We start from the raw sequence: 21,270 nt of genomic DNA on the forward strand, positions 1-21,270 counted from the left end.
CGTCTCACTCTTTTCATTAGGTACTTTTTCACTCTTTTATTTTAACATCGCATGATAAATCAGCCGCCCGGTACAAAGAACTATCCCGTGACTATTCTGTATCGATTTAGTGACATATTCAATGAGCCTCAAGAAGGACAGCAGGGACTGCTGGTTTGATTCATCTTTTTATTGATTGCCTCATTTATTTCTTTAATATTTCCGATTTCTCCACCGAATCCCAGCTGAAGGCGTTCTGCTCTCTGCCTTGTTCCGAGCATGAGTACGCGTGGTTCACAGCAGTGGATATCAAGATCCGGAGAAAGAATATATACAGCTGACTTTCCGCTGATGGTTACATCCGTCAGAAAGTCCTGTCCAATGAGCTGATCTACTTTATCCTCAATATCAAAATAACGAAGAACCGCACAGTGAGCACAGCACAAAGCTTCTATACTTTGATCTTTTTTTATTAATGTCATGGCAAGCCGGCCATCCGAAAGTTTTTTGCAATAACTGCAATGATTGGATAAAACTGCGGGTTGTTCATAAAGCATTACGCCATTTTTTGTCTTAAGCAGCCTCCCTTCTTCGATTAGGGGTTTCGTATCCCGGTAAATTGTCATTTCGGAAACGTGGAGCCTTTCACTCAGCTCACTGATTTTCATTGCCTTATTTTCCTGAAGCCATTCCATTATCTTTTGCTGACGCTCTATTGGTAACAAGTGCGTTCCCCTCCCTATTATTAATGATGACCTTCTATCGTCGCACTGCCTTCATCCCCATTTTCGATCTGAAGCTCCTCTTCTTCCGTTAAATCTCCAACTCCCAGCATCACAACGGGATTTGCGGCCGATTCTCCAGCAGAGACCTCGGACCGCATATAATATATTCCCTCTGTTTCCCAGTATACGTCTGCTTCATATATCCCCCCGCCTTTATTGGTAACAGGTAACGTGTCGTGCTGGAAATGATCCTCCGACCATATTTCTATATGAACATCTGCGTTCTCTATTTCTTTATTATTCTGTGTAAGCAGAAGACTAACAGGCTGTTCTTTAGACATTTCTCTGTTTTCAGGCAGATACGTCGAAACTTCTATTGGCTTTAAGTCATTATATTCGTCATGATTATCGACCGAAAACAACGAACAGCCGCTTAGAAACAGCAAGCTGACACTCCCGGCCAGCAGAACATATCTCATATAGTATATTCCTTTCTTTGTCAGACATTAAAATAACGGCTCAGTCTTTGATTTTTCTGGATAAGGAAACGATCGATCAAAAAGATTAAAATGAGAGAGACACCGACTAATGGAAAAAGAACGCCAAATACAATCACCAGCAGCCAAAATCCTTTGCCTATTCTTCCTTTAGGGGCACCGATATGATTATCCGGTTTTCTTTTACGCCATAACCAAATACCGCTCACTATCATGCCGATCAATCCAATGCAAAGAGCCAGGCCTGCCAGCTGATTGATAAGGCCGAATTGAAATCCTTTATGAATCGTAATTCCCAATGCCATCGCTTTTCCTGCCCATTGATAATCCTCCCAGCGATAGTCAGCCAGGATGGTACCGGAGTATTGATCAATATGCATCGTGACCTCGTCCTGGGCCCGATCAGGAAAAGCAGATACCGTATAAACGCCCGTTGTATCACCGGGATAAAAGATATCATAAGCCGTCTGCACATTTTCCTGTTCAGCCGTCTGTACAACAGTATCAATAGAAAGTTGTTCGTATGCCTCTAAAGGGACAGAATCAGCTACCGGCATATTCTCAGCAGCCCAGGAAACATCGGCAACATCTTCTGCCTGCTTTCCTGATTTCGGCGGATCCCCAACCCAGATGGAAGGTGGATAGCCAACTCCTGTGCTTGTTGCCACATGCTGAACACCATTCCCCCAAAACCGGTCCATAACAAACCGGTAACCAGGAATAAAACCAGCCCGCCGGATATCCAAAATGCAGGAACAACATGAATATCCCGGATTAACTGCTTTTTTGACGTGGTTTTTCTTGGAATCAAAGTACCGTAAATAGATGGCTTTTTCCTAGGCCACATAGATAAAGCCCGGACGCTATTAAAAGAAGTGTCCAGCTCGCTGCCAGTTCAACCAGCCGGTCTCCCAGGGTTCCTGCCATCAGTTCCCCGTGCAGGTCCTCAATAGTGTTCATCACACGATTTTCGTCATTTATCATGCCTAATACTTCTGACTGATAAGGATCTACAAAAACGGTGTAGACTTCCCCCTCTTCCGTGCTGATCCCGACTTCAGCAGACCTTGAAGCAGTATCCCCCGGTCGATAACGCACTACTTCCCCTGCCGGTATTTCTGCCAGAGCTGCTTCTGTTAAGTGACTCGGGGGATGCACTGTTTCTCCAGGCTCCACTTCATAGTAGTCGCTGTAGATAACACTTTCAATTTCTCCTTTAAATAGATAGATGCCTCCAGTAATAGCCAAAATCAGTAAAAATGGGGCCAGCAGCAGTCCAATATAAAAATGCCACCGCCACACGCCTGCAATGATTCTGTTTGGTTTTATGTATATGTTTCACAACGCTCTCCCTTCTCTACAATACCCAGTATACATATATTTTATGATAAAATATGTGAATAATTGTTGAAAAATTTCATTCGTTATTGGAAAACAAAAAAGCTGAACCGTCATAAAGAAGGTTCAGCTTTGCTGCTTTATTGCATTGTCTGTTTCCGTTTTTTATACATTCCCTTCCGGCGGTATCGGATTATCTTGAAGAATACGCGCCATGTGAAGCAGATTGTAGGCAAGCATTGTGACGTGGCCTTTCGTAAATTCATTACTCATCCCGTCTGCTTCAATAAATGATGGACCTGGGCCGGCTTCACCCACCCAGTAACAGTCTACATTTGGTGGAATTGTAAATCCTATATGAGAGAGGCCATACAATACAGAAGCTGCTGCATGTTTTGCCCCGTCTTCATTGCCGGTAATAGCAACGCCTCCTACTTTATTATAGTAAACAGCCTGGCCTTTTTCATTTGTAACACCTGTTCCTCCATATAGTCTTTCCATGGCAAGCGTCGTTATACTGCTTTTTTCTCCTATCCATAAAGGCGTACCAATAATAAGAATGTCTGCCTCTTTCACTTTCTCAAAAACAGCCGGCCACTCATCTCCTTCTCCCAGATCCTCGCTTATACCGTAAGGAATATGATAATCAGCAAGTCTTACTGTCTCTGTAGAAACTCCCTCTTTTTCTAATATCTTTAACACTTCATTCGTCAGCGCTTCTGTATTGGATTCGTCATCTCCGGTTTTTTTCAATGATCCATTTAATACTAATGCTTTAAGAGCTGCCATATCATTATCCCGCCTTTTTATTTGAATACTTGATGTGTACCCTTATTTTGGAAGATGTATGCAGTACTATACTGTTTTATTTTTTTGAAGACGGGTACTGGATAAAAACAGCTATAAAGGAGAGAATACGAATGACTATTTATGCAGCAGATGCTTTAAAAGGGGAACACGCCCTCATTACCGGGGCTACCGGCGGTATTGGATATGATACGGCGGTTACACTCGCTGAAATGGGAGCAGCCGTTACCATTACAGGTCGCCGACAGGAGAAATTACAGGCCCTGGAACAGCAGATAAAACAATCCAATGCAGAAGCTTCCGTAGCTGTAATTCCTGCGGATATCGGCAGCAGTGATGAGAGAGAGGCTTTGGTGAAAAAAGAGCAGTGGAAAAAAACGGAACGATCAGCCTGCTTGTAAACTCTGCGGGTATTATAGGAGGCAGTACAGTTGAGTTGACATTTAAACAGGAAGAGATGGAATCTATCATGCACATTAACTACACTTCAGCTGTCTTATTAAGCCAGCTTGTATATGAAGGGATGAAAACACTTGGCCGGGGAGCTATAGTTAATGTTTCTTCTTTGTCAGGACTTAGAGGAACGACCGGTAACACTGCTTATGCAGGATCCAAGTTTGCCCTTATTGGCTTTACCCACTCCATGGCTCTTGAAGCGATACCCCATGGCATTCGGGTCAATGCGGTTTGTCCGGGTTATGTAGACACCGAAATGGGCGAGACCGCTATCGCCAATAAAGGGGAACGGGAAGGCCGCACATATGAAGAGCAGCTGGAGGCTGCAAAATCCGGCATTCCATCTGGTTCTCTTACCCGTTCGGAGGATGTAGCGAATACGATTGCCTTTTTGTTAACCAATGCTGCCCAGAATATCGTCGGGGAATCAGTCAAAATATCCGGCGGCAGCGTGCTTCGTTGAGCACTCGTTCACCGGTTATGTCAACATACGAAATAGTTTGTTCAAAAAAAGTTCAAACTATTTCTTTTTTTTATGTCTTTTTTGTGAATAATTTGATATAATAAATTTACAGAATAAATGAAAACGCTTACTAATCTGAATATTATAAAAAGAGGTGCTTCTAATGGATGTATTGCTCGTATTTATGGTTTTCGCCACCCTTGTTCCATTTTTCTTTGCCCGCCGCAAAAGATGGTTTCTCGTTGTTCTTCAGTCAGCTCTTGCTTTAGGTATGTGGGATTATTTCCTAAGCCACTTCACTCCAATCACTGTGCTTAATGCACCGACTTCTATCATTGCGTTCTATGGCAGCCTCCTTATCACGAACGTTGCCATTATCTATATTATGATCAGCTACTTTAAACAGCTGGAGCGTTCACGCCGTGTTCCTTTCCTCCGTTCCGAGGTAAACAATAATTCTAAATAAACTGCGACATAGAAAAAGCCGGTATACTGTATGCATTGACAGTATTTCCGGCTTTGTTTATACAACTTTCAAAAATAGAATAAAAAGGAAGCTTATCGGATGTGATAAGCTTCCTTTTATTATTTAATGATCGCTGTTGTGTTCTTCTACTTCTGCACCACCGTTACCGGTATCGTGATCATGATAACCAAACGACATAACCCAGATAGAACCTAAGATAATAATACCTGCAATTACAAAAGCATAAATCATATTACCAAGCTGAATGCCTCCGCTGTCTGTTTCGGTGATATGCATAAACATAAACAGCTGAATGCCTGCTTGAACGATAGCCAATGCCATAATGCCGGTGACAATCCATCCCATTGGAGTTCCGTGCCAAGAGCAATCCATGCCGCTGCACCAGTAAGCACAATCGAGGCAAGATACCCAATAAAGTGTTTTATAGGGAAACGCGATTCACTGTGTGAACTCATTTAAGCCACCATCCCTAATAAATACACGACTGTATATACGAATATCCACACAACGTCTAAGAAGTGCCAATACAAGCCGAATATAAAGAATTTACTTGCAGTCCTCGGCGTAATGCCTCTTTGGTAAAGCTGAATTAATAAGAGGACACCCCAGCCGAGACCGACCGTTACGTGAAGCCCGTGTGTACCGGTCAGAGTGAAGAATGCAGACCAGTATGCTGCTGAACTGATGGATGCACCTTCATGAACGAGGTGGTTAAACTCATAAATCTCAAGTCCGAGGAACCCAAGACCTAATACAAGCGTCAATCCCATCCAGATGAGGAGGCCGTTTTTTGATCCCCGGCGCATTTCATTGATGGCGATTCCGCAGGTAAAAACTACTTGTTAGAAGAAATGTCATTAACAGAGTAATAGGCAGTTCAAACAATTCGTGGGGAGCGGAGCATCCGCCGTTCTGCCTATCATAACAGCATAGGTGGCGAAGATGGTAGCAAATAATGCAATTTCTGCGCCAGAATATCCAAAATCCAAGGATATTCATACGTCCTTCTTGTGTGCGGTACTCCATTGGTCCTGTTGTTGCTTCCGTATGTGCACTCATTATTGCTATCCTCCCCTCTGGCTGCCTGCTCTTTTCGTGAATTTCTTCTACAGAGACATGGAAGCCTTCATTATAATCAAACGAGCGGATTCCCATACGATAAAGAACATAATCAACCTGGAATGCCATCCAGAACCATTCCCAGACAAGCCGAAACTTGCGATAAACAAGCAAGCATCATAAAGAAAGGAAGGCCGGAGTTGCTTGGCATGTGTATTTCTTCCACTTTTGATTTGTCATAGGTGGTTTCGCCTTTATCTTTCATTCCTACATAAGCATCTTTGCTGTCAAACTCAGGAAGAGTAGCGAAGTTATAGAATGGGATTGGTGTTGCGGTAGCCCAGTCCAATGTTCTTCCTTCTCCCCATGAGTCGCCCTGCGTTTCGCGCTCTGCATAACGGAAGCTGTAAGTAATACTGTAAACAAATACAGCAAATCCGGCTGCCATCATGAAGGCGCCCGCTGTAGCCGTTAAGCTGAGCGGCATCCATTCTGGTTCGATCGTATACGTACGTCGGCATCCTGCAAATCCGAGGAAATACATTGGAAGGAAACAGACGTTAAAGCCGATCATAAACAACCAGAAGAATATTTTCCGAGTTTTCATTAAGCTTGTCCAAACATTTTTGGATACCAGAAAATCAAACCGGAGAAACATCCAAATACGGTACCTGCGATTAGCACATAGTGAAAGTGAGCTACAAGGAAGTACGTATTGTGGTACTGGTAGTCAGCTGCGGCCATCGCAAGCATAACCCCTGTTACCCCGCCGATAACGAAGTTGGGATAAAGGCAAGCGCCCACACATCGGTGTTTCAAACGTAATCCTGCCGCGGTACATCGTCCGAGCCAGTTGAATATCTTAACCCCGGTCGGTACGGCAATAAGCATTGTCGTAATCGAGAAGAAGGAGTTTACTCCACCGCCGGCACCCATTGTAAAGAAATGGTGAACCCATACGAGGAAGCTTAAAAGTGCGATGATAAACCATTGCATAAACCATCGCTTTGTAGCCAAACAGCTGTTTTCTTGCAAAAGTGGAAATAACTTCAGAGAAAATACCAAACGCCGGCAGAATAACGATATATACTTCCGGGTGTCCCCACAGCCAGAAAAGGTTGCCCACATCATCGGCATCCCTTCGCCGGCAAGCGTGAAGAGTTTAGCACCGAATATCGGTCAAGCGTCATTAAGCAAGTGCTACTGTAAGAATGGGAAAGCAAACACAATGATAAGAGATGTAATAAGCGTCGACCAGGTAAAGATTGGCAGTCTCATCATTGTAATTCCTGGAGCCCTCATCTTCAAAATTGTAACAATAAAGTTAATACCAGTTCCCAGCGTACCAATACCCTGAGAGCTGAAAGCCCAAGAAGATAATAGTTATTGCCGGTCCGGGGTTTAGTTCCGCCCCGGCCATCGGAGCGTAGTTTGTCCACCCGCGTCCGGCGATCCCCCGATAATAAAGGAGATATTAAAGAGTGCAAGTCCAAAAGCAAAGGACCAGAAGCTCAGGTTATTAAAGAATGGAAATGCTACGTCCGCGCCCCGATTTGAAGCGGTACGGCAAAGTTCATTAACCGATTAAGAACGGCATTGCCATAAAGATAATCATGATGGTTCCGTGTGTTGTAAAAATTTCATTGTAGTGCTGTGAATCCAGGAAGGTCATTCCCGGAAGCGAGGTCTGAACCCGCATCATCATTGCATCTATACCACCGCGGACAAACATGACGATTGCTGCGATAATATACATAATACCTATCTTCTTATGGTCAACAGAAGTAATATACTCTCTCCAGAGCCATCCCCATGCCTTAAAGTAGGTGAGTACAGCGATAACCGTTATAGAACCAAGCGCAATAGAAACCATGGCGCCATATATAAGCGGATCTCCTGTTACGATAAATTCACCAAATAAAAAATCTATAAACGCATCCAAATTATCTCACCTGCTTTCTATTGAAACGTACTAATCTTCCCATATGTCACGACCGCCCTGGAGATAAAGCTTCTCTCCAAGTTCTCCACCATGGTGGTCAATAATATAATCACGGCCCTCATTTGTTCCATGATCGACAAAATCTAAATGCGTTGATGAAAATTCGTTGTTTTCACTTAGGCCAGGCGTAAGCATAGCTATATACTCATCCTCTGTAAGCTCAGGTGCATTTTCCTGTGTTTCGGATACCCACGCATTGTAATCATCTTCATTCTGTGCGATTACTTCAAACGTATGACCGGCAAATCCGGATCCGTTGTAGTTTGCATTACGTCCTGCATACTCGCCTTCATTGTCAGCCTGAAGATATAGTGTGTTCTCCATACCGGCCATGTTATACTTCTGTCCGCCCAGTGCAGGAATCCAAAGAGCCGTCATGGAATCGGCTGAAGAAAGTCTGAATTCAATAGCCCGGTCTGTTGGTATGTGTAAATAGTTAACCGTCTCTATATTTTCTTCAGGATAACTGAAAAACCACTTAAAGTTTGATGTCGTTGCATGAACAACCAGAGGTTCTGTATCCGCCGATACTTCCGGCGGCTCCTCTAATTCGTAGATTGTCGTTACGGTAGGTATAGATAGTACCGTTACGATAATAAGAGGAATAACCGTCCAAATTACTTCAAGCTTGTTGTTGCCGTGATGCGTTGGATCATAATTGTCATTGCCTTCCTTTTCAGGACGGTACCTGAATTTCACAAGCATGTATGTGAAAAGCACGAATACAACCGCTACGATTCCCAGCATCATAATGATAGAAAATGTGATAAGTTCTGCTTGACTCTCTGCTACCGGCCCTTGTGGATCAAGAACGACCAGGTCCGCACAGCCGCTTAAGAATATAACAAGAGCAAATGCAGGCAGCATCAGCGTCCGCTTTGCCCGGCTTATAAATTTTCCCACCTTACCCAACACTCCTTCCTAGTAATAGTAATGCCTTGCCAGAATTACATTCTGCTCTGTCTATGGTAGCAAATTTACGCTTTCTTTTGTTCCCTTTTCAAAGACTGTCATACAAATCTCAATTTTGTGTTTCAAATTCAACACAAAATCGACATAAAAAATTCACGGTTTCTCCTATGTAAGATTATTTCCGCTTTAATGAATTTTTTATGCGTTTTTCATTTAGTATGAAAAAGCATTATTTATACAATTAGTTATGCTGTCATGCTCCTGCTGTCTGCTTTACTGCCCCCTTTTATCTGAAGAGCTCTTTTATTGATTTACATAAATACCTACCGTTAGTATTGTGCTACGACTTGCAGAAAAAGTAAAGTCCCACCCTCGGTTTCAGCAGGAAAAACATAAAATGTACAAGATTTATTCCGTTTTTTCAGACGTTCTCCATTTTCTTGCTTTCCAGGAGGTTCTTGATCTCGAAATCGTAAAAATAATTAAACCGATCCAGACGATAATAAAGGCTGTCAGCTGCTGCAGGCTGAATGGCTCGTTAAACAGGAAAACTCCAAGCAGAAGCATGATCGTTGGAGCAAAATACTGCAGAAATCCAATAAGAGAAAAAGAAATCCGTTTGCTGCTTGCAGCAAATAAAAGCAAAGGCACCGCCGTGGCTGCTCCAGCTCCAATCAGCAGGGCATGATCCTCCCACGAAAAGCGGAATATGCTGCCTGTATCTCCCTGCACGGCAAGCAGGAACAAAAGCGCGAAAGGAACCATTATCATTGTTTCTACTGTTAAACCAGCCCATGCACTGAGCGGGGTTGTTTTTTTTATCAGTCCGTAAAGACCAAAGCTGAGCGCCAGACCAATTGCCGCCCAAGGGAAATAACCATAGTAAAACGTTAGTGTAATGACGCCTCCAACTGCCAGAAAGAAAGCCACTCCTTCTGCCCTGGTCAGTTTTTCTTTTAAAAAGACAGTAGCAAGAACAACATTGAACAACGGATTAATATAGTAGCCCAGACTCGCTTCAATCACCCTGTCACTATTCACCGCAAAAATAAACAAGAACCAGTTGATGCTTATCAAAACGGCTGCTGCCGTAATAGCCGCCGCTGATTTTTTATTTTTAAATACACGTATAATTTCTCTTGCTACCGGTTGAATCTTTTTCAGCACCAGGAGAACAGCTCCCATGAAAATAAGGGACCAGACAATCCGGTGGGCCAGCACCTCTCCTGCCGGAACGCCTCCGAGCATTTTCCAGTACAAAGGCAGAAACCCCCAAAGCATATAGGCCAGTCCGGCAAAAGCCACCCCTGCCGCCTGTTGATTTTCTTTCATCTTTTTTCTCTCCCGTCCCTTTTTCTACTCTACAAGCCTATCGCAAAATAGAAAATGACGCATCCATTTTTTCGGAAACCGAAAGAATACATGCGTCATCTACAAAATACAGAGCTCTAGAACAAGCCGGCGGTGCCTGCTGCCTCCAGACCAATCATACTGATCAGCCCTAAAAACATGCTGATGGCAAAAAAGAGCGAAATGCCAAACACCACCCAGGCTGACATTTCTTTCTTGATCGAATAATACGCCAGCCAGGCAAACAAGCCCCCTATTAAAATTAAAACTAAACCAGGGCCATGAAAAGAAAAGACAGGAGAGGATGGTCCAGCTGGTCCACTGTCAAATAACAGTGCATAAAGCGGGGACGGCCCTTCAGAGCGAAGCAGTCTTTCAATTCGCTGCGGGGTTTCCTGTTCTGTCATGAACCCCGTCACCGCAAGAATGGTTAAAGCCACAGTACTTTCAGCACGAAGCCAGGATCTGGGACTAAAAGAAGCATCCTTTTTTAAGCGTCCTCTAATAAAAAACGCATTAAAAATGGCAAAAAGCAGAATAACTGCAAATAATAGATGTTTTAGCAGCAGCGCCTGGCCATAGCTCAATACCCAGGATCCGGTAATTGATTCCGTAATAATCTGGGACATAATCAGACCGGACATGGTAATAAGCACTACACAACCTACAGCAATAAGCGTAAACCATTCCAAAAATCCTTCCCAGTTTACATAGCTTTTGGAAAACCAGCTTACAACAAATAAGGTTCCAATCCACACGCTGACAGCCAGATAATGCATTGTATGAGTAGTAAACCCAATCAGGCTGCTCGCTGAAGCTGCATGCCCTACACTTGCCTGAAAACCTATAATGGCAGCTAAAATCGCCATAGAGGCCAGATAAATACTCCAGTGGGCCTCTGCTTTTCTGTAAAATAATACAATCAATAAAGCAAGCGCTATAGAAGCTGCCGTTAACGATATCCAGGCAGTTCCAATTTGAAAAGAAAACATGACCATCTCCAACGCTTCGGAGAGCAGACGATCACGCCCGGCTGAAATAGACCGGGCAATTTCCAGCAGCGAAGGAAACGATAAGACAGGAAGCAGCAGAGCGCTTCCCAACACGAGTGGAAATGGCACGTGCAGCTCCGGGCGGTTCGTCTTTGGAATCATATTCAGAAGAGCAGTTCCCATCAGCACGCCAAGCGCGACATATAACAGCCCGTTGCTGATTGCAATAAGCACTTATTTTTTTCTCCTGATAAGAAAGAATAAGGCTCCTGCTACAAGCACTAGAAGGATTACAGTGCCTGCCAGTACAAGTGTATTGCCATTTCCTTCTTCCTCTGCTGCACCCGCAGTATCTGCTTCATCTGTATTTCCTTCTTCTTCCGATGCAGTTTCTTCTTCAGAAGTTTCCTGTTCTTCCTGCACCGCAGCCGCGTCTTCTTCCTGATCAACGGCAAAGGCGATAGTGTCTTCTATAATATGGCCATCTTCGCTGATGATTTCAAATTCAAATGTATAATCCCCATTTGGAAGTGGATCGTCTGTAGAAAAAACAACTTCATCCACCGGCTCATGTATCACATCGCCCAGCACAGGCTCTCCCTCTTCATCATAAAGATCGGCTATGTTGTAATCCTGAATGGGAGAATCAAATATAACATGGACTTCGTTCAGATCTTCTTCGACCGTTTCTCCATCCTCCGGTGTTGATTCTTCCATATACGTATGGGCCTCGGCTGAAGCTGGAAACCATAACAAAGCAAAAGCCGCAAAGGCTGTTCCTAAATACTTCATACAATCTCTCCTTTAATTAGTCTCTCTATCTTTATAACAGAAATGGAGCAAAATGGCTGTGAATAAAGAAAGACATTTAAATGAACGCAGTAAAAAACGAGCTCCTGTATAAAAGAGCTCGTTGTTGTTTATCTTTCCTGCAGTCTTCTAATTCGTTCGTCAAGAGGCGGATGCGAAGAAAACAGCATCGCCATGGAAGTCTTTCCGTTAATTTTCAACGTCTGCACAGACCCGTGGCTGTCATCAATCCGCTCGGAATACTGCTTCAGGGACTGAAGAGCATGAGTCATTTTATCGCGGCCTGCCAGATCAGCTCCGCCCCGGTCTGCATGATATTCCCTGTACCTGGAGAAAGCCATCACGACAATGCTTCCCAGAATGGAAAATAGAATCTGGAACACGATAATAGCTCCGAATCGTACAAACATCCGCAGTGTATTGTCTTTCACAAAATTAGCTACAACAGTAGCCACAATACGGGCAAAGAAAATCACGAATGTGTTTACCACACCCTGCAAAAGCGTCATGGTGACCATATCGCCGTTAGCAACGTGGGCTACTTCGTGCGCAATCACACCTTCTACAGCCGTTTTGTCCATCGTCTGAAGCAGTCCGCTGGATACGGCTACCAGTGAACGCTTTTTAGTAGGACCGGTAGCAAAAGCATTCACTTCTTTGGAATTGTAAATACCTACTTCAGGCATATGAGTAAGCCCTGCATTTCTTGCCATCGTATGAACGGTATCAAGTACCTGCTTTTCTGCCTGCGTTTGAGGCTGGTCCGGCTTGATTACTTTCACGCCCATTGTTTTTTTGGCTATCCACCGGGACATTGCTAAGGATATTAAAGCGCCGCCAAAACCAAATGCTGCACTAAACAGAAGCAGTGCACCAAAGTTCATGCTGCCGTCCGGACTCGTCATGCCTCCGATATTAATGCCGAATAAGCCCAGAATCCCTATAACAATAGTAATAGTTGTTATAACCAAAATATTAGTAAGTATTAACAGCATTATTCTTCTTCCCATAGTTCCCACTCCTTTTTCTCTCTTTCATCATACCTGCTTCTATTTTACGATGCTACTGAATGTTTTGTTTCACTTTCTTTGCCGTGGTTTCGTTTATTCTTCTCCAAAAAAGGAATGAAGATACATATACGTCTATTTTCAGAGCATGCATCAGATTCACCAAATAAAGGAGGACTCATCAATGAAAGCTTTAGCCCTTACTAAACCCGGAAATATCGATCACCTGGAAATTACCGATCTTCCAATGCCGGAACCGAAAGAAACAGAGGTCCGGATCAAAGTGAAGGCAGCCGGCGTTAACCCGGTCGATTATAAACTATCAGAAAACGGACTTCCCGAATGGGAATTCCCCCACGTGCCAGGTCTTGATGTGTCTGGAATTGTTGATAAAGTGAGCCCAGGCTTGTCTGATTGGAAAGAAGGAGACGAAGTCTACGGTCACATAAGCATGACGGACAATGGCGCTTTCGCAGAATATGTGACCGTTCCTGCTGATGTGATCGCTCCGCTTCCATCAGGATGGAGCCATGAAGAAGCCGCTTCTCTTCCAACAGCAGCCCTGACAGCCTATCAATCCCTGTACCGCAAAGTAACGGTGCAGAATGGGCAGACCATTCTTATTCAGGCAGGAGCCGGAGGTGTAGGCGGCTATGCTATTCAGCTGGCTTCGCTTGCAGGGCTTCATATTATTACAACGTGTTCCCCGGAAAACAATGAGTATGTCACCGGACTCGGAGCTCACAAAACGATCGATTACCACACCGAGAATGTAACCGAAGCGATTCATAAATATACAGATGGCCGCGGCGTTGATATCGTTCTGGACACTATTGGTAATAAAACAGCAACCGAAGCGATTGATTTCCTTGCTTTCAACGGCCACTTGGTGTGCATCGCTGCGCTGCCCGACTTTACACAATATACACCGAAAACACTGGCTCCTTCTTTCCATGAAGTAGCGCTTGGTTTTGTTTATCGTTCCGACGACCTGGAGCAGCGTGCCGATCTTGGACGTATGGCAAGGGAACTGGGTGCCCTTGCTTCCCAAGGGAAAATTAAACCCCTTCCTCAAGAGGTTATTTCCCTGGAAGAAGTTGTTTCTTCCCTTCACCGTATAAAAGATGGGCATGTGCGCGGGAAAATTGTAGCAGCCTTATAAGATAAGAAAGCAGAAAAACCTTCAACGGTTTTTCTGCTTTTTTGGTTTATTGATCCGTTCATACGTTTTTTCATTGCAGATGACAAATAGACGAGCCTTTTCACTGATTGTTTCATCCAGCTTTTGATTAATATGAAAATCCTGTCCATCCGATACGAGCGTTGCTCCTTCCTGGAGAAGCTCTTTAAATGCTTCCCGGTAAGTGTTCCATTCCGGGCGCTTGGTTATTTCATATAAATCATCCCCGTGATTCTTGGACAAAAGCTGGGATACAAGCTTGGATGTACCAGGACTAAACGCAGACCTGACTGCGAGCTGGGCTACCATCTCCGAAGATAAAATAAATTCGTCTATTCGAACATGAGTAAAGTTATGAATATTTTCACGCTCTTTCACTTCTACAATAATATAGATAGATTCATAATGACGTTCGATATTCGTTGCAATTAACAGTGTTTTTCCATCAATATAGGAGGGATCATGAATAAACTCTCCATTTCTTGTTAACTCGTTGGGAAAAACAAACACTGCTTTTGCTTTTTTAATATTCGCCTGGTCGAGCGTCTCTTTATGAATCGGGTTGCCTTTTACATAATGAACCCGGTCATGATGAATCGGTGCCTGCTCCAGCTGATCTATGATGACAATCTCTACCTGTTTATCTGTATGTAAAATTTCCTGAATAGCCAGTCCTGCATTCCGGCTCCAGTCAATAATAACAATATGACCTTTTCCTTTATAATCCAATCTTCCACCTTCTTTTTTTCGATTGTACACATAAAAATAATCAACAATTTTACTTATAACTATCGAAATAAGACCGATACCTACTATATAAAGAAAGATGACGTACAGTCTTCCTGCCATTGTAATGGGAGAATAGTCGCCGAAACCAACAGTTGTTACCGTTGTCATCACCCACCAGAATCCATTAAAGGGGGACTCGAATGTTTCCGGCTCCAGATAATAAATAAAGTAAGAACTGAATGCAATTAAAAGACCAGCACTCAAAAAAATAAATTTACTGTTTACTTTGATAAGCCGTCCAAAAATCTGGCTGAAAAATATAATCCCCACTCCTTTTCTTTTTGCCTAAATTATAGCATAACCCTTTTTAGGTACGCGGTCTTTCATCATTACTTATAATTGGAGGAAAATAATATGAAGCGGCTCTTTTCTATTTTAACTATTGTACTGGCGGTGATTATTGTGGCTATTACGCCTCAGCAGCATGTAAACGCAAGCAGTAATTACTTATCTACCTGGCTTTGGGACACGAATAAAATGCTTTCCGAACCGGACCGCATTCTTACTTTCCTTGAATCAAAAGAGGCAGAAGCCGTTTATCTGCAGATTGACCGGGATATTCCATCTTCTTCCTACCGAAGCTTCATCAAGCGTGCAGGCGAACGCGGCATCGCAGTACACGCGCTTGACGGCGCGTCCGACTGGGGAGAACGATACAGCGGCAAAACACCACCGCCCGTTATCCCCTGGCTGAAAACCTATCAGAACAATGCAGCTCCTTCAGAAAAATTTACAGCACTGCACCTTGATGTGGAGCCTTACCTTCATTCAAGCTGGAATAAAAATTATGCAAAAAGCGTACTGAATTACCAAACATTAATTGTGAACAGCACAAAAGCTGCAAATGATATGGGACTTCCTCTTTTTGTTGATATGCCATTTTGGTTTGATGAAAGGACATACAGCAATAAGATTGGAAAAGGTAACCTCGCAGAATGGATCATCAAACAAGCCGATGGAGTTAATATAATGGCTTACCGCGATAAAGCCGAAGGTCCTAATGGTATTATTGCCCTAGTTTCGAACGAGATGAATTGGGGGAATGTATATGCAACGCCTGTAACCGTTGGAGTAGAAACGATGAACCTCGGCTCATCTGAATCATTTACTACTTTCTATGAAGAAGGCGAAACATATATGCAGGCAGAATTGGAAAAGGTACGGACCGCCTACAGCGGATACCGGAGTTTTAATGGCTTTTCCATGCACCATACGTATTCGTGGATTGATATGAAACCATAATACAAAAGGACAGTATCTTACAAAATGCCTGTAACCGGGCATTTTTTTATTTTGTTTCAGAAAAGGAGGACACGAGGTGCTGAGCGATTATTTATTAAGTGATTATATTCTTCTTCTCGTAGGCCTGCTGCTTGCCTGCGGCGTTCTCGTATCTAAATTTTCCAGCCGGCTCGGGGTTCCCTCTTTAATATTGTTTATCGGTATAGGCATGCTGATGGGGTCCGGCGGATTGGATATTCTTTCTCTAGGGAACGTAGAATATGTGCAGACAATCGGGATACTTGCTCTCGTTATTATATTATTTGAAGGAGGGATCCAGACGAAATGGTCGGTTATCCGTCCGGTCGCAGGTACCGCTCTGTCATTAGCTACGCTTACCGTGCTGCTGACTTCACTGCTTCTGGCCGGCTTTGCCTACCTTCTGCTGGATCTTACTATTATCGAAGCATTTCTGCTCGGGGCATTAGTTGGTTCTACTGATGCCGCCGCTGTATTTGCTACATTAAAAGGAAAAAACATAAAGCCCAACCTCAGTGCCTCCATGGAAGGCGAAGCCGGAGCTAATGACCCTATGGCTGTCTTCCTTACTTTGGCCGCTATAGAACTTCTCATGTCTCCGGACCCAAGCTATACGCTGATGGCCGGAAGTTTTTTATGGCAGATGATCGGCGGGGTTGCGATAGGCCTGGTCTTAGGAAAGATTGGCTCTTACGCCGTTAACAAAATTAATATGGATGCCGGCGGCCTTTATCCTATTTTCGCCATTTCCTTTGCTTTCATTATTTACAGTTCGGCTCAATTTGCGATGGCAAGCGGTTTTCTGGCTGTATATGTGGCTGCACTTGTGATCGGCAATTCAGAATTGACCTACCGACATTCCATCACGACTTTTCACGAAGGATTTGCCTGGATGGCACAGATCGTCATGTTTATTGTGCTTGGAGCACTGGCAACCCCGGAAGACATTTTTTCCTGGGGAGTTATATGGACAGGGGTGCTGCTTTCCTTTTTTATTATGTTTATTGCAAGACCAGCAGCCGTTTTTCTTTCTACGTTAGGCAGCGGCTTTTCACTAAACGATCGGTTGTTCTTATCCTGGGCCGGCCTCCGCGGAGCGGTTCCTATTATCCTGGCCACGTTTCCAATCGTAGCCGGCGTGGATAACGATTCGATTATTTTTAATACGGTTTTCTTTATCGTACTTACTTCTGCTCTCATTCAAGGATCAACCATTGCTCCTTTATCTAACAAACTGAATGTTACAGCGCCTGACACCAGAGACGAACATTCTTCCTGGGAGCTTGTTAATATAGGGAAAACGGACGCCAAGCTTATAGAATACCGGGCCTCCAGGAACTCAGCTATTATCGGACAGAATGTAAACGGTCTTAATATTCCTGAAGAATCTGCTGTCAATGCATTAGTCCGCGATGGAGAGCTTCTCAACACGGACAGCAATATGGAAATTCAGGCGGGTGATACGTTGTTTATTCTTGTAGCCACTAGAAAGAAGTATGATTTAAAGCAGATGCTTGATGGAAAAAAAGAAAAAAATGTTTTTGGTAAAAATAGATAGACCTGAACTTTATTTATTCTGATAACAATGGGATGATGGAAGTTCATTTGCACAAAGGGGGTATATTATGAACATGAAATACGCCGGCGTTGGGCTGGTGATGCTGGCTGCTGTATTCTGGGGCATCACCGGAGGGATTGCAGATATTCTGATGGGAAAAGGCTGGGATCCTCTTGTTATTTCCCTATATAGAGGAATTATTGGGTTTATATGTTTTTTTATATGGGTTCTTTTTCACTTTAAAGAGAATTGGGTACGTTCCACTTCTTTTTACATATGGGCTCTTCTTGCCGGAGTTGGCGTAGCCGGGAATTTCACTTTTTATTTTGTAAGCATCCAGGCATCTAGTATCGCTATTGCGGTTACGTTAATGTATACGGCACCGATATTTGTTCTTCTTATTTCTTTTGTGTTGGGAATGGAAAAGTCCTCCTGGCTGAAATGGGGAAGTATTGCCGGCGTACTGGCAGGGATTGTCCTTCTAACCGGGGCTTACAATATGGGTTCCCTTACGGTCAATGCTTTAGGAGCAGCCGCCGGCCTGGCTGCCGGTCTTTCCTATGCTCTGTTTATATTTGGATTTAAAAATGCTTCCTCTCTTGGAAAACCTCAGGCAACGTTGACGATTGCATTTTTCATTTTCTGTATTATCCTTTTTCTATTTGCAGATATTAATGAAGCTGCTGCTGTCCTGACCTCAAATGATATAGGGTGGTTTCTTCTTTTAGGTATCGTTGGAGCCGGTATTTCTTTTATTTTATATGTCATCGGTATCCGCTTAACTACCCCTTCCAAGGCTTCAATGGTTGCAATGGTCGAGCCGGTAACTGCTTCTTTATTTGGGGTTTTGCTGCTTGGAGACCATTTAACGCTTATTCAGCTTGTCGGAATGGCACTTATTCTGGTTACGGTTACGGTAGTGAGTGTAAAGACGTCCAATTAAAAAACGTGTTCCGGAAATAAAACTCCGGGACACGCTTTTTTTGAAAGCACTATTCATTTATTCAGCAAACTTATTATATTTTCCTTCAAAGTACAGAAGTGGATCTCCATCTTGAACTTTAAGATTCAGCACTTCTCCCACAAACAAGGTATGATCTCCTGTTTCATGAGTTGAATGCACCCTGCATACCAGGCTGGCTAAGGAATCTTCAATAATAGGCTGGCCTTCAAACCGCTCAAATGCCACATCCATCTCTTCTTTGAGCTGTCTTGCAAAATACATGGAATACTTCTCCTGCTCTTGTGAAAGAATACTTACCGCGAACGTTCCGGCCTCTTTGATTTTCTCATGGCAGGTGGCGTTTTTTGACACGGAGACGACAACTAGTTTCGGATCAAGAGATACAGACATAAATGCGTTAGCTGTCATGCCATGTATTTCCTCTGTTTCTGTTGTAATAACGGTTACGCCGGAGGCAAATTTGCCCATGGCGGATTTAAATAAACGATCATCCATTTTATTCACTCCTTATTTAGTAGTAGCTGATGTTTGATTGATGTGCAGCGATGCCTTTAGTGAGCCGGCAATCAGCTTCCATGCTTCCTCTGCTTCTTTATTGGGCCCATCATGCGTAAACGCATGCTCGCATCCATCAAAACGTTTGTGCTCTGTTTCGATTCCATGCTTGGTCAATTTAGCCGCATACAGCTCCGCTTCCTCTGCAAGCGAATCATATTCGGCTGTGATAACCAGAGCCGGCGGGACACCTTTCATGCTCTCCGCCATAATAGGTGAAGCGAGAGGGTTTTTTGCACTCTCTTTATCTATTACATAGCAATTGTTATAAAAAATCATCTGTTTAGTTGGAATGACACGTTTTTCGTCCAGTACCGGCTTTTCTTCAGCCGGCGTCACCAAATCGAGCACTGGATAGTTCAGAACCTGTTTAGAAAAAGAAAACTCTTTTCTAATAGCTGCCAGAAGAGTAAGGGCTGCAGCCAGGTTGCCACCTGCACTCTGCCCGCCGACAGCCAGCCGGTTCTTATCGGCGCCAAGACTTTCTGCGTGATCGATCACCCACTTAATCACTTCATAGCTTTCTTCTAAAGCTGCCGGAAATGGAGACTCCGGTGCTTTTGCATAGTTGATATTCACTACGAGGCAGGAAGCCTCATTGGCTATATACCTGCAATAGGGGTCATCCTGTTCAGCCGTTCCATGCACAAACCCGCCTCCATGCAGATTTATGTATATGGGAAGCTTACCTGCTCCAGCTGTTACCGGATAATAAAAGGTCACAGGTGTCATACGCCCCGTTGTGGAAATTAATCGTTTATCCACGGAAGCTACTGCTTGAATGTTTATAGTGGACGGACGTTTTTGAAAAGAAGCTTTCTTTCTAACTGCTTTTGCCTTCCAGGTATTTATCATTTTACCGCTCCATATAATTTGTCGTATATCATTATGTACCCCCTCTCCAGTCAATTCTAACATTCTATTGTTCCCGGAATTCTGTTAGGTTTCGTTCTGGCAAAAAGAAGGTATGAGATAAGTAAAATTTTTTTAGGAGGTTTTTCTCATCGAATACACTGCTTCATCTACTGTCGAAAAGCTTCTGACCGATTTTCAAACGATCCGGAAACAAACGCTTCATCTCACCGCCCCTCTGGAAACAGAGGATTATATGATGCAGGCCTCTGATGACGTAAGTCCCGCAAAATGGCACTTAGCCCATACAACCTGGTTCTTTGAGCAATTTATTTTGAAAAACCATGCAGATGATTATGTAGAGTTTTCCAAAGACTCCAACGCTCTTTATAACTCTTATTATGAAACACAGGGGAAAATTTTTCCGAAATCAAAGCGCGGGCTTATCTCCAGGCCTACGGTAGCAGAAACGCTTGCTTATCGTGAATATGTAGAACAAAAAGTAGAAGCCTTTTTACTTAATACCCCTCTCACAGAAGAAATTGCTGATTTAATGGAAGTTGGTCTTCAGCACGAACAGCAGCATCAGGAACTTCTTATTACAGATACTAAATACAACTTCTCTATTAATCCAACAAATCCTGCCGTCTTTCCAGAACGAACCGGCGGAGGTACTGCTGCGGCGAGAGAATGGCTGACATTTGAGGAAGGCCTTACTGAAATAGGAACGAATAACATTCATTTTTCTTTCGATAATGAACGTCCTGTACACAAATACTGGATTCATCCTTTTTCCATCGCCTCGGTGCCTGTAACCAACAGAGAATATATGGAATTCATAGAAGACGGCGGCTATACAGAAGCCGGCTACTGGCTGTCTGAAGGGTGGGCCATCGTCAAGGCGGAGCAGTGGAACGCCCCGCTGTACTGGGAAAAGCACGATGGAGAATGGTATGCCTATTCTCTCCAGGGATTAAAGAAAGTGAATCCGGAAGAACCAGTGACTCATATCAGCTATTATGAGGCAGACGCCTTTTCCCGCTGGGCCGGATTCAGGCTTCCTACAGAACAGGAATGGGAGCATGCCTTCCGTGATCATCCGCCAGAGGGACACTTTGTAGAGTCAGAGGCTTATCACCCTGCACCTGTAGAAGACCGCATCAGGTCTATGGAACGTATGGGAATGGACGAGAAGCCCTTATGCTCCTTATCCAAATAACCGTCCTCT

25 protein-coding genes and 2 pseudogenes are annotated in these 21,270 nt (G+C 43.7%); 8 read left to right on the plus strand and 19 right to left on the minus strand.

The genetic code is table 11. The annotated features are described in order from the left end of the window. Nucleotides 1-128 precede the first annotated feature (128 nt). From MMY81_RS01035 to MMY81_RS01060, 4 genes and pseudogenes are all read right to left on the minus strand, one after another. Nucleotides 129-704: a DeoR family transcriptional regulator gene (locus tag MMY81_RS01035; RefSeq protein WP_252311277.1), complete on the minus strand. Its 576-nt coding sequence runs from the start codon at nucleotides 702-704 to the stop codon at nucleotides 129-131. A 20-nt stretch (nucleotides 705-724) separates the two neighbouring features. Beyond that, nucleotides 725-1,183, minus strand: a complete 459-nt coding sequence (locus MMY81_RS01040; RefSeq protein WP_252311278.1) for a FixH family protein — start codon at nucleotides 1,181-1,183, stop codon at nucleotides 725-727. A gap of 20 nt (nucleotides 1,184-1,203) precedes the next feature. Next, nucleotides 1,204-2,503, minus strand: a pseudogene (locus MMY81_RS36215) (PepSY-associated TM helix domain-containing protein). 201 nt (nucleotides 2,504-2,704) lie between these two features. After that, complete coding sequence (locus tag MMY81_RS01060) at nucleotides 2,705-3,328, minus strand: flavodoxin family protein (RefSeq protein WP_252311281.1); 624 nt, start codon at nucleotides 3,326-3,328, stop codon at nucleotides 2,705-2,707. A gap of 131 nt (nucleotides 3,329-3,459) precedes the next feature. Here MMY81_RS01060 and MMY81_RS33685 point away from each other — a divergent pair, with 131 nt between their 5' ends. From MMY81_RS33685 to MMY81_RS01070, 3 genes are all read left to right on the plus strand, one after another. After that, nucleotides 3,460-3,747, plus strand: coding sequence for an SDR family NAD(P)-dependent oxidoreductase (locus MMY81_RS33685; protein ID WP_308215167.1), 288 nt, complete (start codon nucleotides 3,460-3,462; stop codon nucleotides 3,745-3,747). Then, nucleotides 3,714-4,265 carry an SDR family NAD(P)-dependent oxidoreductase gene (locus MMY81_RS01065; protein WP_308215168.1) on the plus strand — a complete coding sequence of 184 codons (552 nt, stop codon included), beginning with the start codon at nucleotides 3,714-3,716 and terminating at the stop codon, nucleotides 4,263-4,265. Before MMY81_RS33685 ends, MMY81_RS01065 begins: the two co-directional genes overlap by 34 nt. Nucleotides 4,266-4,428: 163 nt before the next feature. Beyond that, a complete protein-coding gene (locus MMY81_RS01070; RefSeq protein WP_252311282.1) occupies nucleotides 4,429-4,731 on the plus strand; it encodes a hypothetical protein in 303 nt (100 codons plus the stop codon). Between the two features lie 123 nt (nucleotides 4,732-4,854). Here MMY81_RS01070 and MMY81_RS01075 read toward each other — a convergent pair whose 3' ends face one another. The 12 genes and pseudogenes from MMY81_RS01075 to htpX form a co-directional block, all read right to left on the minus strand. After that, the gene (locus tag MMY81_RS01075; RefSeq protein WP_374560961.1) at nucleotides 4,855-5,124 is read right to left on the minus strand and encodes a cytochrome C oxidase subunit IV family protein; all 270 of its coding nucleotides are present in this window, start codon (nucleotides 5,122-5,124) and stop codon (nucleotides 4,855-4,857) included. Between the two features lie 83 nt (nucleotides 5,125-5,207). After that, nucleotides 5,208-5,811: pseudogene (gene qoxC, locus MMY81_RS01080) on the minus strand (cytochrome aa3 quinol oxidase subunit III). Between the two features lie 112 nt (nucleotides 5,812-5,923). Then, a complete protein-coding gene (locus tag MMY81_RS01085) occupies nucleotides 5,924-6,418 on the minus strand; it encodes a hypothetical protein (RefSeq protein WP_252311283.1) in 495 nt (164 codons plus the stop codon). Then, nucleotides 6,418-6,747 carry a cbb3-type cytochrome c oxidase subunit I gene (locus MMY81_RS01090; protein ID WP_374560964.1) on the minus strand — a complete coding sequence of 110 codons (330 nt, stop codon included), beginning with the start codon at nucleotides 6,745-6,747 and terminating at the stop codon, nucleotides 6,418-6,420. Before MMY81_RS01090 ends, MMY81_RS01085 begins: the two co-directional genes overlap by 1 nt. After that, on the minus strand, nucleotides 6,674-6,937 hold the full coding sequence (locus tag MMY81_RS34800) for a cbb3-type cytochrome c oxidase subunit I (protein WP_374560967.1): 264 nt from the start codon (nucleotides 6,935-6,937) through the stop codon (nucleotides 6,674-6,676). Before MMY81_RS34800 ends, MMY81_RS01090 begins: the two co-directional genes overlap by 74 nt. A 74-nt stretch (nucleotides 6,938-7,011) precedes the next feature. Further along, on the minus strand, nucleotides 7,012-7,113 hold the full coding sequence (locus MMY81_RS01100) for a hypothetical protein (RefSeq protein ID WP_252311285.1): 102 nt from the start codon (nucleotides 7,111-7,113) through the stop codon (nucleotides 7,012-7,014). A 274-nt stretch (nucleotides 7,114-7,387) separates the two neighbouring features. Beyond that, nucleotides 7,388-7,753 carry a cbb3-type cytochrome c oxidase subunit I gene (locus MMY81_RS01105; protein ID WP_252311286.1) on the minus strand — a complete coding sequence of 122 codons (366 nt, stop codon included), beginning with the start codon at nucleotides 7,751-7,753 and terminating at the stop codon, nucleotides 7,388-7,390. Between the two features lie 30 nt (nucleotides 7,754-7,783). Then, a complete protein-coding gene (gene qoxA / locus MMY81_RS01110) occupies nucleotides 7,784-8,716 on the minus strand; it encodes a cytochrome aa3 quinol oxidase subunit II (protein WP_252311287.1) in 933 nt (310 codons plus the stop codon). A gap of 417 nt (nucleotides 8,717-9,133) precedes the next feature. After that, entirely contained in the window at nucleotides 9,134-10,057 is a 924-nt protein-coding gene (gene rarD, locus MMY81_RS01115; RefSeq protein ID WP_252311288.1) for an EamA family transporter RarD, read from the minus strand. Between the two features lie 116 nt (nucleotides 10,058-10,173). Then, complete coding sequence (locus MMY81_RS33695) at nucleotides 10,174-11,301, minus strand: copper resistance D family protein (RefSeq protein WP_252311289.1); 1,128 nt, start codon at nucleotides 11,299-11,301, stop codon at nucleotides 10,174-10,176. Further along, a complete protein-coding gene (locus MMY81_RS01125; protein ID WP_252311290.1) occupies nucleotides 11,302-11,859 on the minus strand; it encodes a copper resistance CopC family protein in 558 nt (185 codons plus the stop codon). 128 nt (nucleotides 11,860-11,987) lie between these two features. After that, a complete protein-coding gene (htpX, locus tag MMY81_RS01130; RefSeq protein WP_252311291.1) occupies nucleotides 11,988-12,887 on the minus strand; it encodes a protease HtpX in 900 nt (299 codons plus the stop codon). A 181-nt stretch (nucleotides 12,888-13,068) separates the two neighbouring features. Between htpX and MMY81_RS01135 the strand changes: the two genes are divergently transcribed. Further along, nucleotides 13,069-14,046 carry a zinc-binding dehydrogenase gene (locus MMY81_RS01135; protein WP_252311292.1) on the plus strand — a complete coding sequence of 326 codons (978 nt, stop codon included), beginning with the start codon at nucleotides 13,069-13,071 and terminating at the stop codon, nucleotides 14,044-14,046. Nucleotides 14,047-14,067: 21 nt separating this feature from the next. Here MMY81_RS01135 and MMY81_RS01140 read toward each other — a convergent pair whose 3' ends face one another. After that, the gene (locus MMY81_RS01140) at nucleotides 14,068-15,123 is read right to left on the minus strand and encodes a potassium channel family protein (RefSeq protein ID WP_252311293.1); all 1,056 of its coding nucleotides are present in this window, start codon (nucleotides 15,121-15,123) and stop codon (nucleotides 14,068-14,070) included. A gap of 84 nt (nucleotides 15,124-15,207) precedes the next feature. Here MMY81_RS01140 and MMY81_RS01145 point away from each other — a divergent pair, with 84 nt between their 5' ends. The 3 genes from MMY81_RS01145 to MMY81_RS01155 all read left to right on the plus strand — a co-directional run bounded on the left by MMY81_RS01145 (nucleotide 15,208) and on the right by MMY81_RS01155 (nucleotide 18,614). Continuing rightward, nucleotides 15,208-16,095: an amidase gene (locus MMY81_RS01145; protein WP_252311294.1), complete on the plus strand. Its 888-nt coding sequence runs from the start codon at nucleotides 15,208-15,210 to the stop codon at nucleotides 16,093-16,095. 76 nt (nucleotides 16,096-16,171) lie between these two features. Then, nucleotides 16,172-17,671: a potassium/proton antiporter gene (locus MMY81_RS01150; protein ID WP_308215170.1), complete on the plus strand. Its 1,500-nt coding sequence runs from the start codon at nucleotides 16,172-16,174 to the stop codon at nucleotides 17,669-17,671. 73 nt (nucleotides 17,672-17,744) lie between these two features. Then, nucleotides 17,745-18,614: a DMT family transporter gene (locus MMY81_RS01155; RefSeq protein WP_252311603.1), complete on the plus strand. Its 870-nt coding sequence runs from the start codon at nucleotides 17,745-17,747 to the stop codon at nucleotides 18,612-18,614. 57 nt (nucleotides 18,615-18,671) lie between these two features. Here MMY81_RS01155 and MMY81_RS01160 read toward each other — a convergent pair whose 3' ends face one another. Both MMY81_RS01160 and MMY81_RS01165 read right to left on the minus strand, forming a co-directional pair. Next, complete coding sequence (locus MMY81_RS01160) at nucleotides 18,672-19,130, minus strand: flavin reductase family protein (RefSeq protein WP_252311295.1); 459 nt, start codon at nucleotides 19,128-19,130, stop codon at nucleotides 18,672-18,674. Nucleotides 19,131-19,142: 12 nt separating this feature from the next. After that, complete coding sequence (locus tag MMY81_RS01165; protein WP_252311296.1) at nucleotides 19,143-20,045, minus strand: alpha/beta hydrolase; 903 nt, start codon at nucleotides 20,043-20,045, stop codon at nucleotides 19,143-19,145. Nucleotides 20,046-20,280: 235 nt separating this feature from the next. On the opposite strand from MMY81_RS01165, the gene egtB reads away from it, so the two are divergent. After that, complete coding sequence (gene egtB / locus MMY81_RS01170; RefSeq protein WP_252311604.1) at nucleotides 20,281-21,261, plus strand: ergothioneine biosynthesis protein EgtB; 981 nt, start codon at nucleotides 20,281-20,283, stop codon at nucleotides 21,259-21,261. Nucleotides 21,262-21,270: the final 9 nt, after the last annotated feature.

It is taken from the genome of Sinobaca sp. H24 (assembly GCF_023845525.1).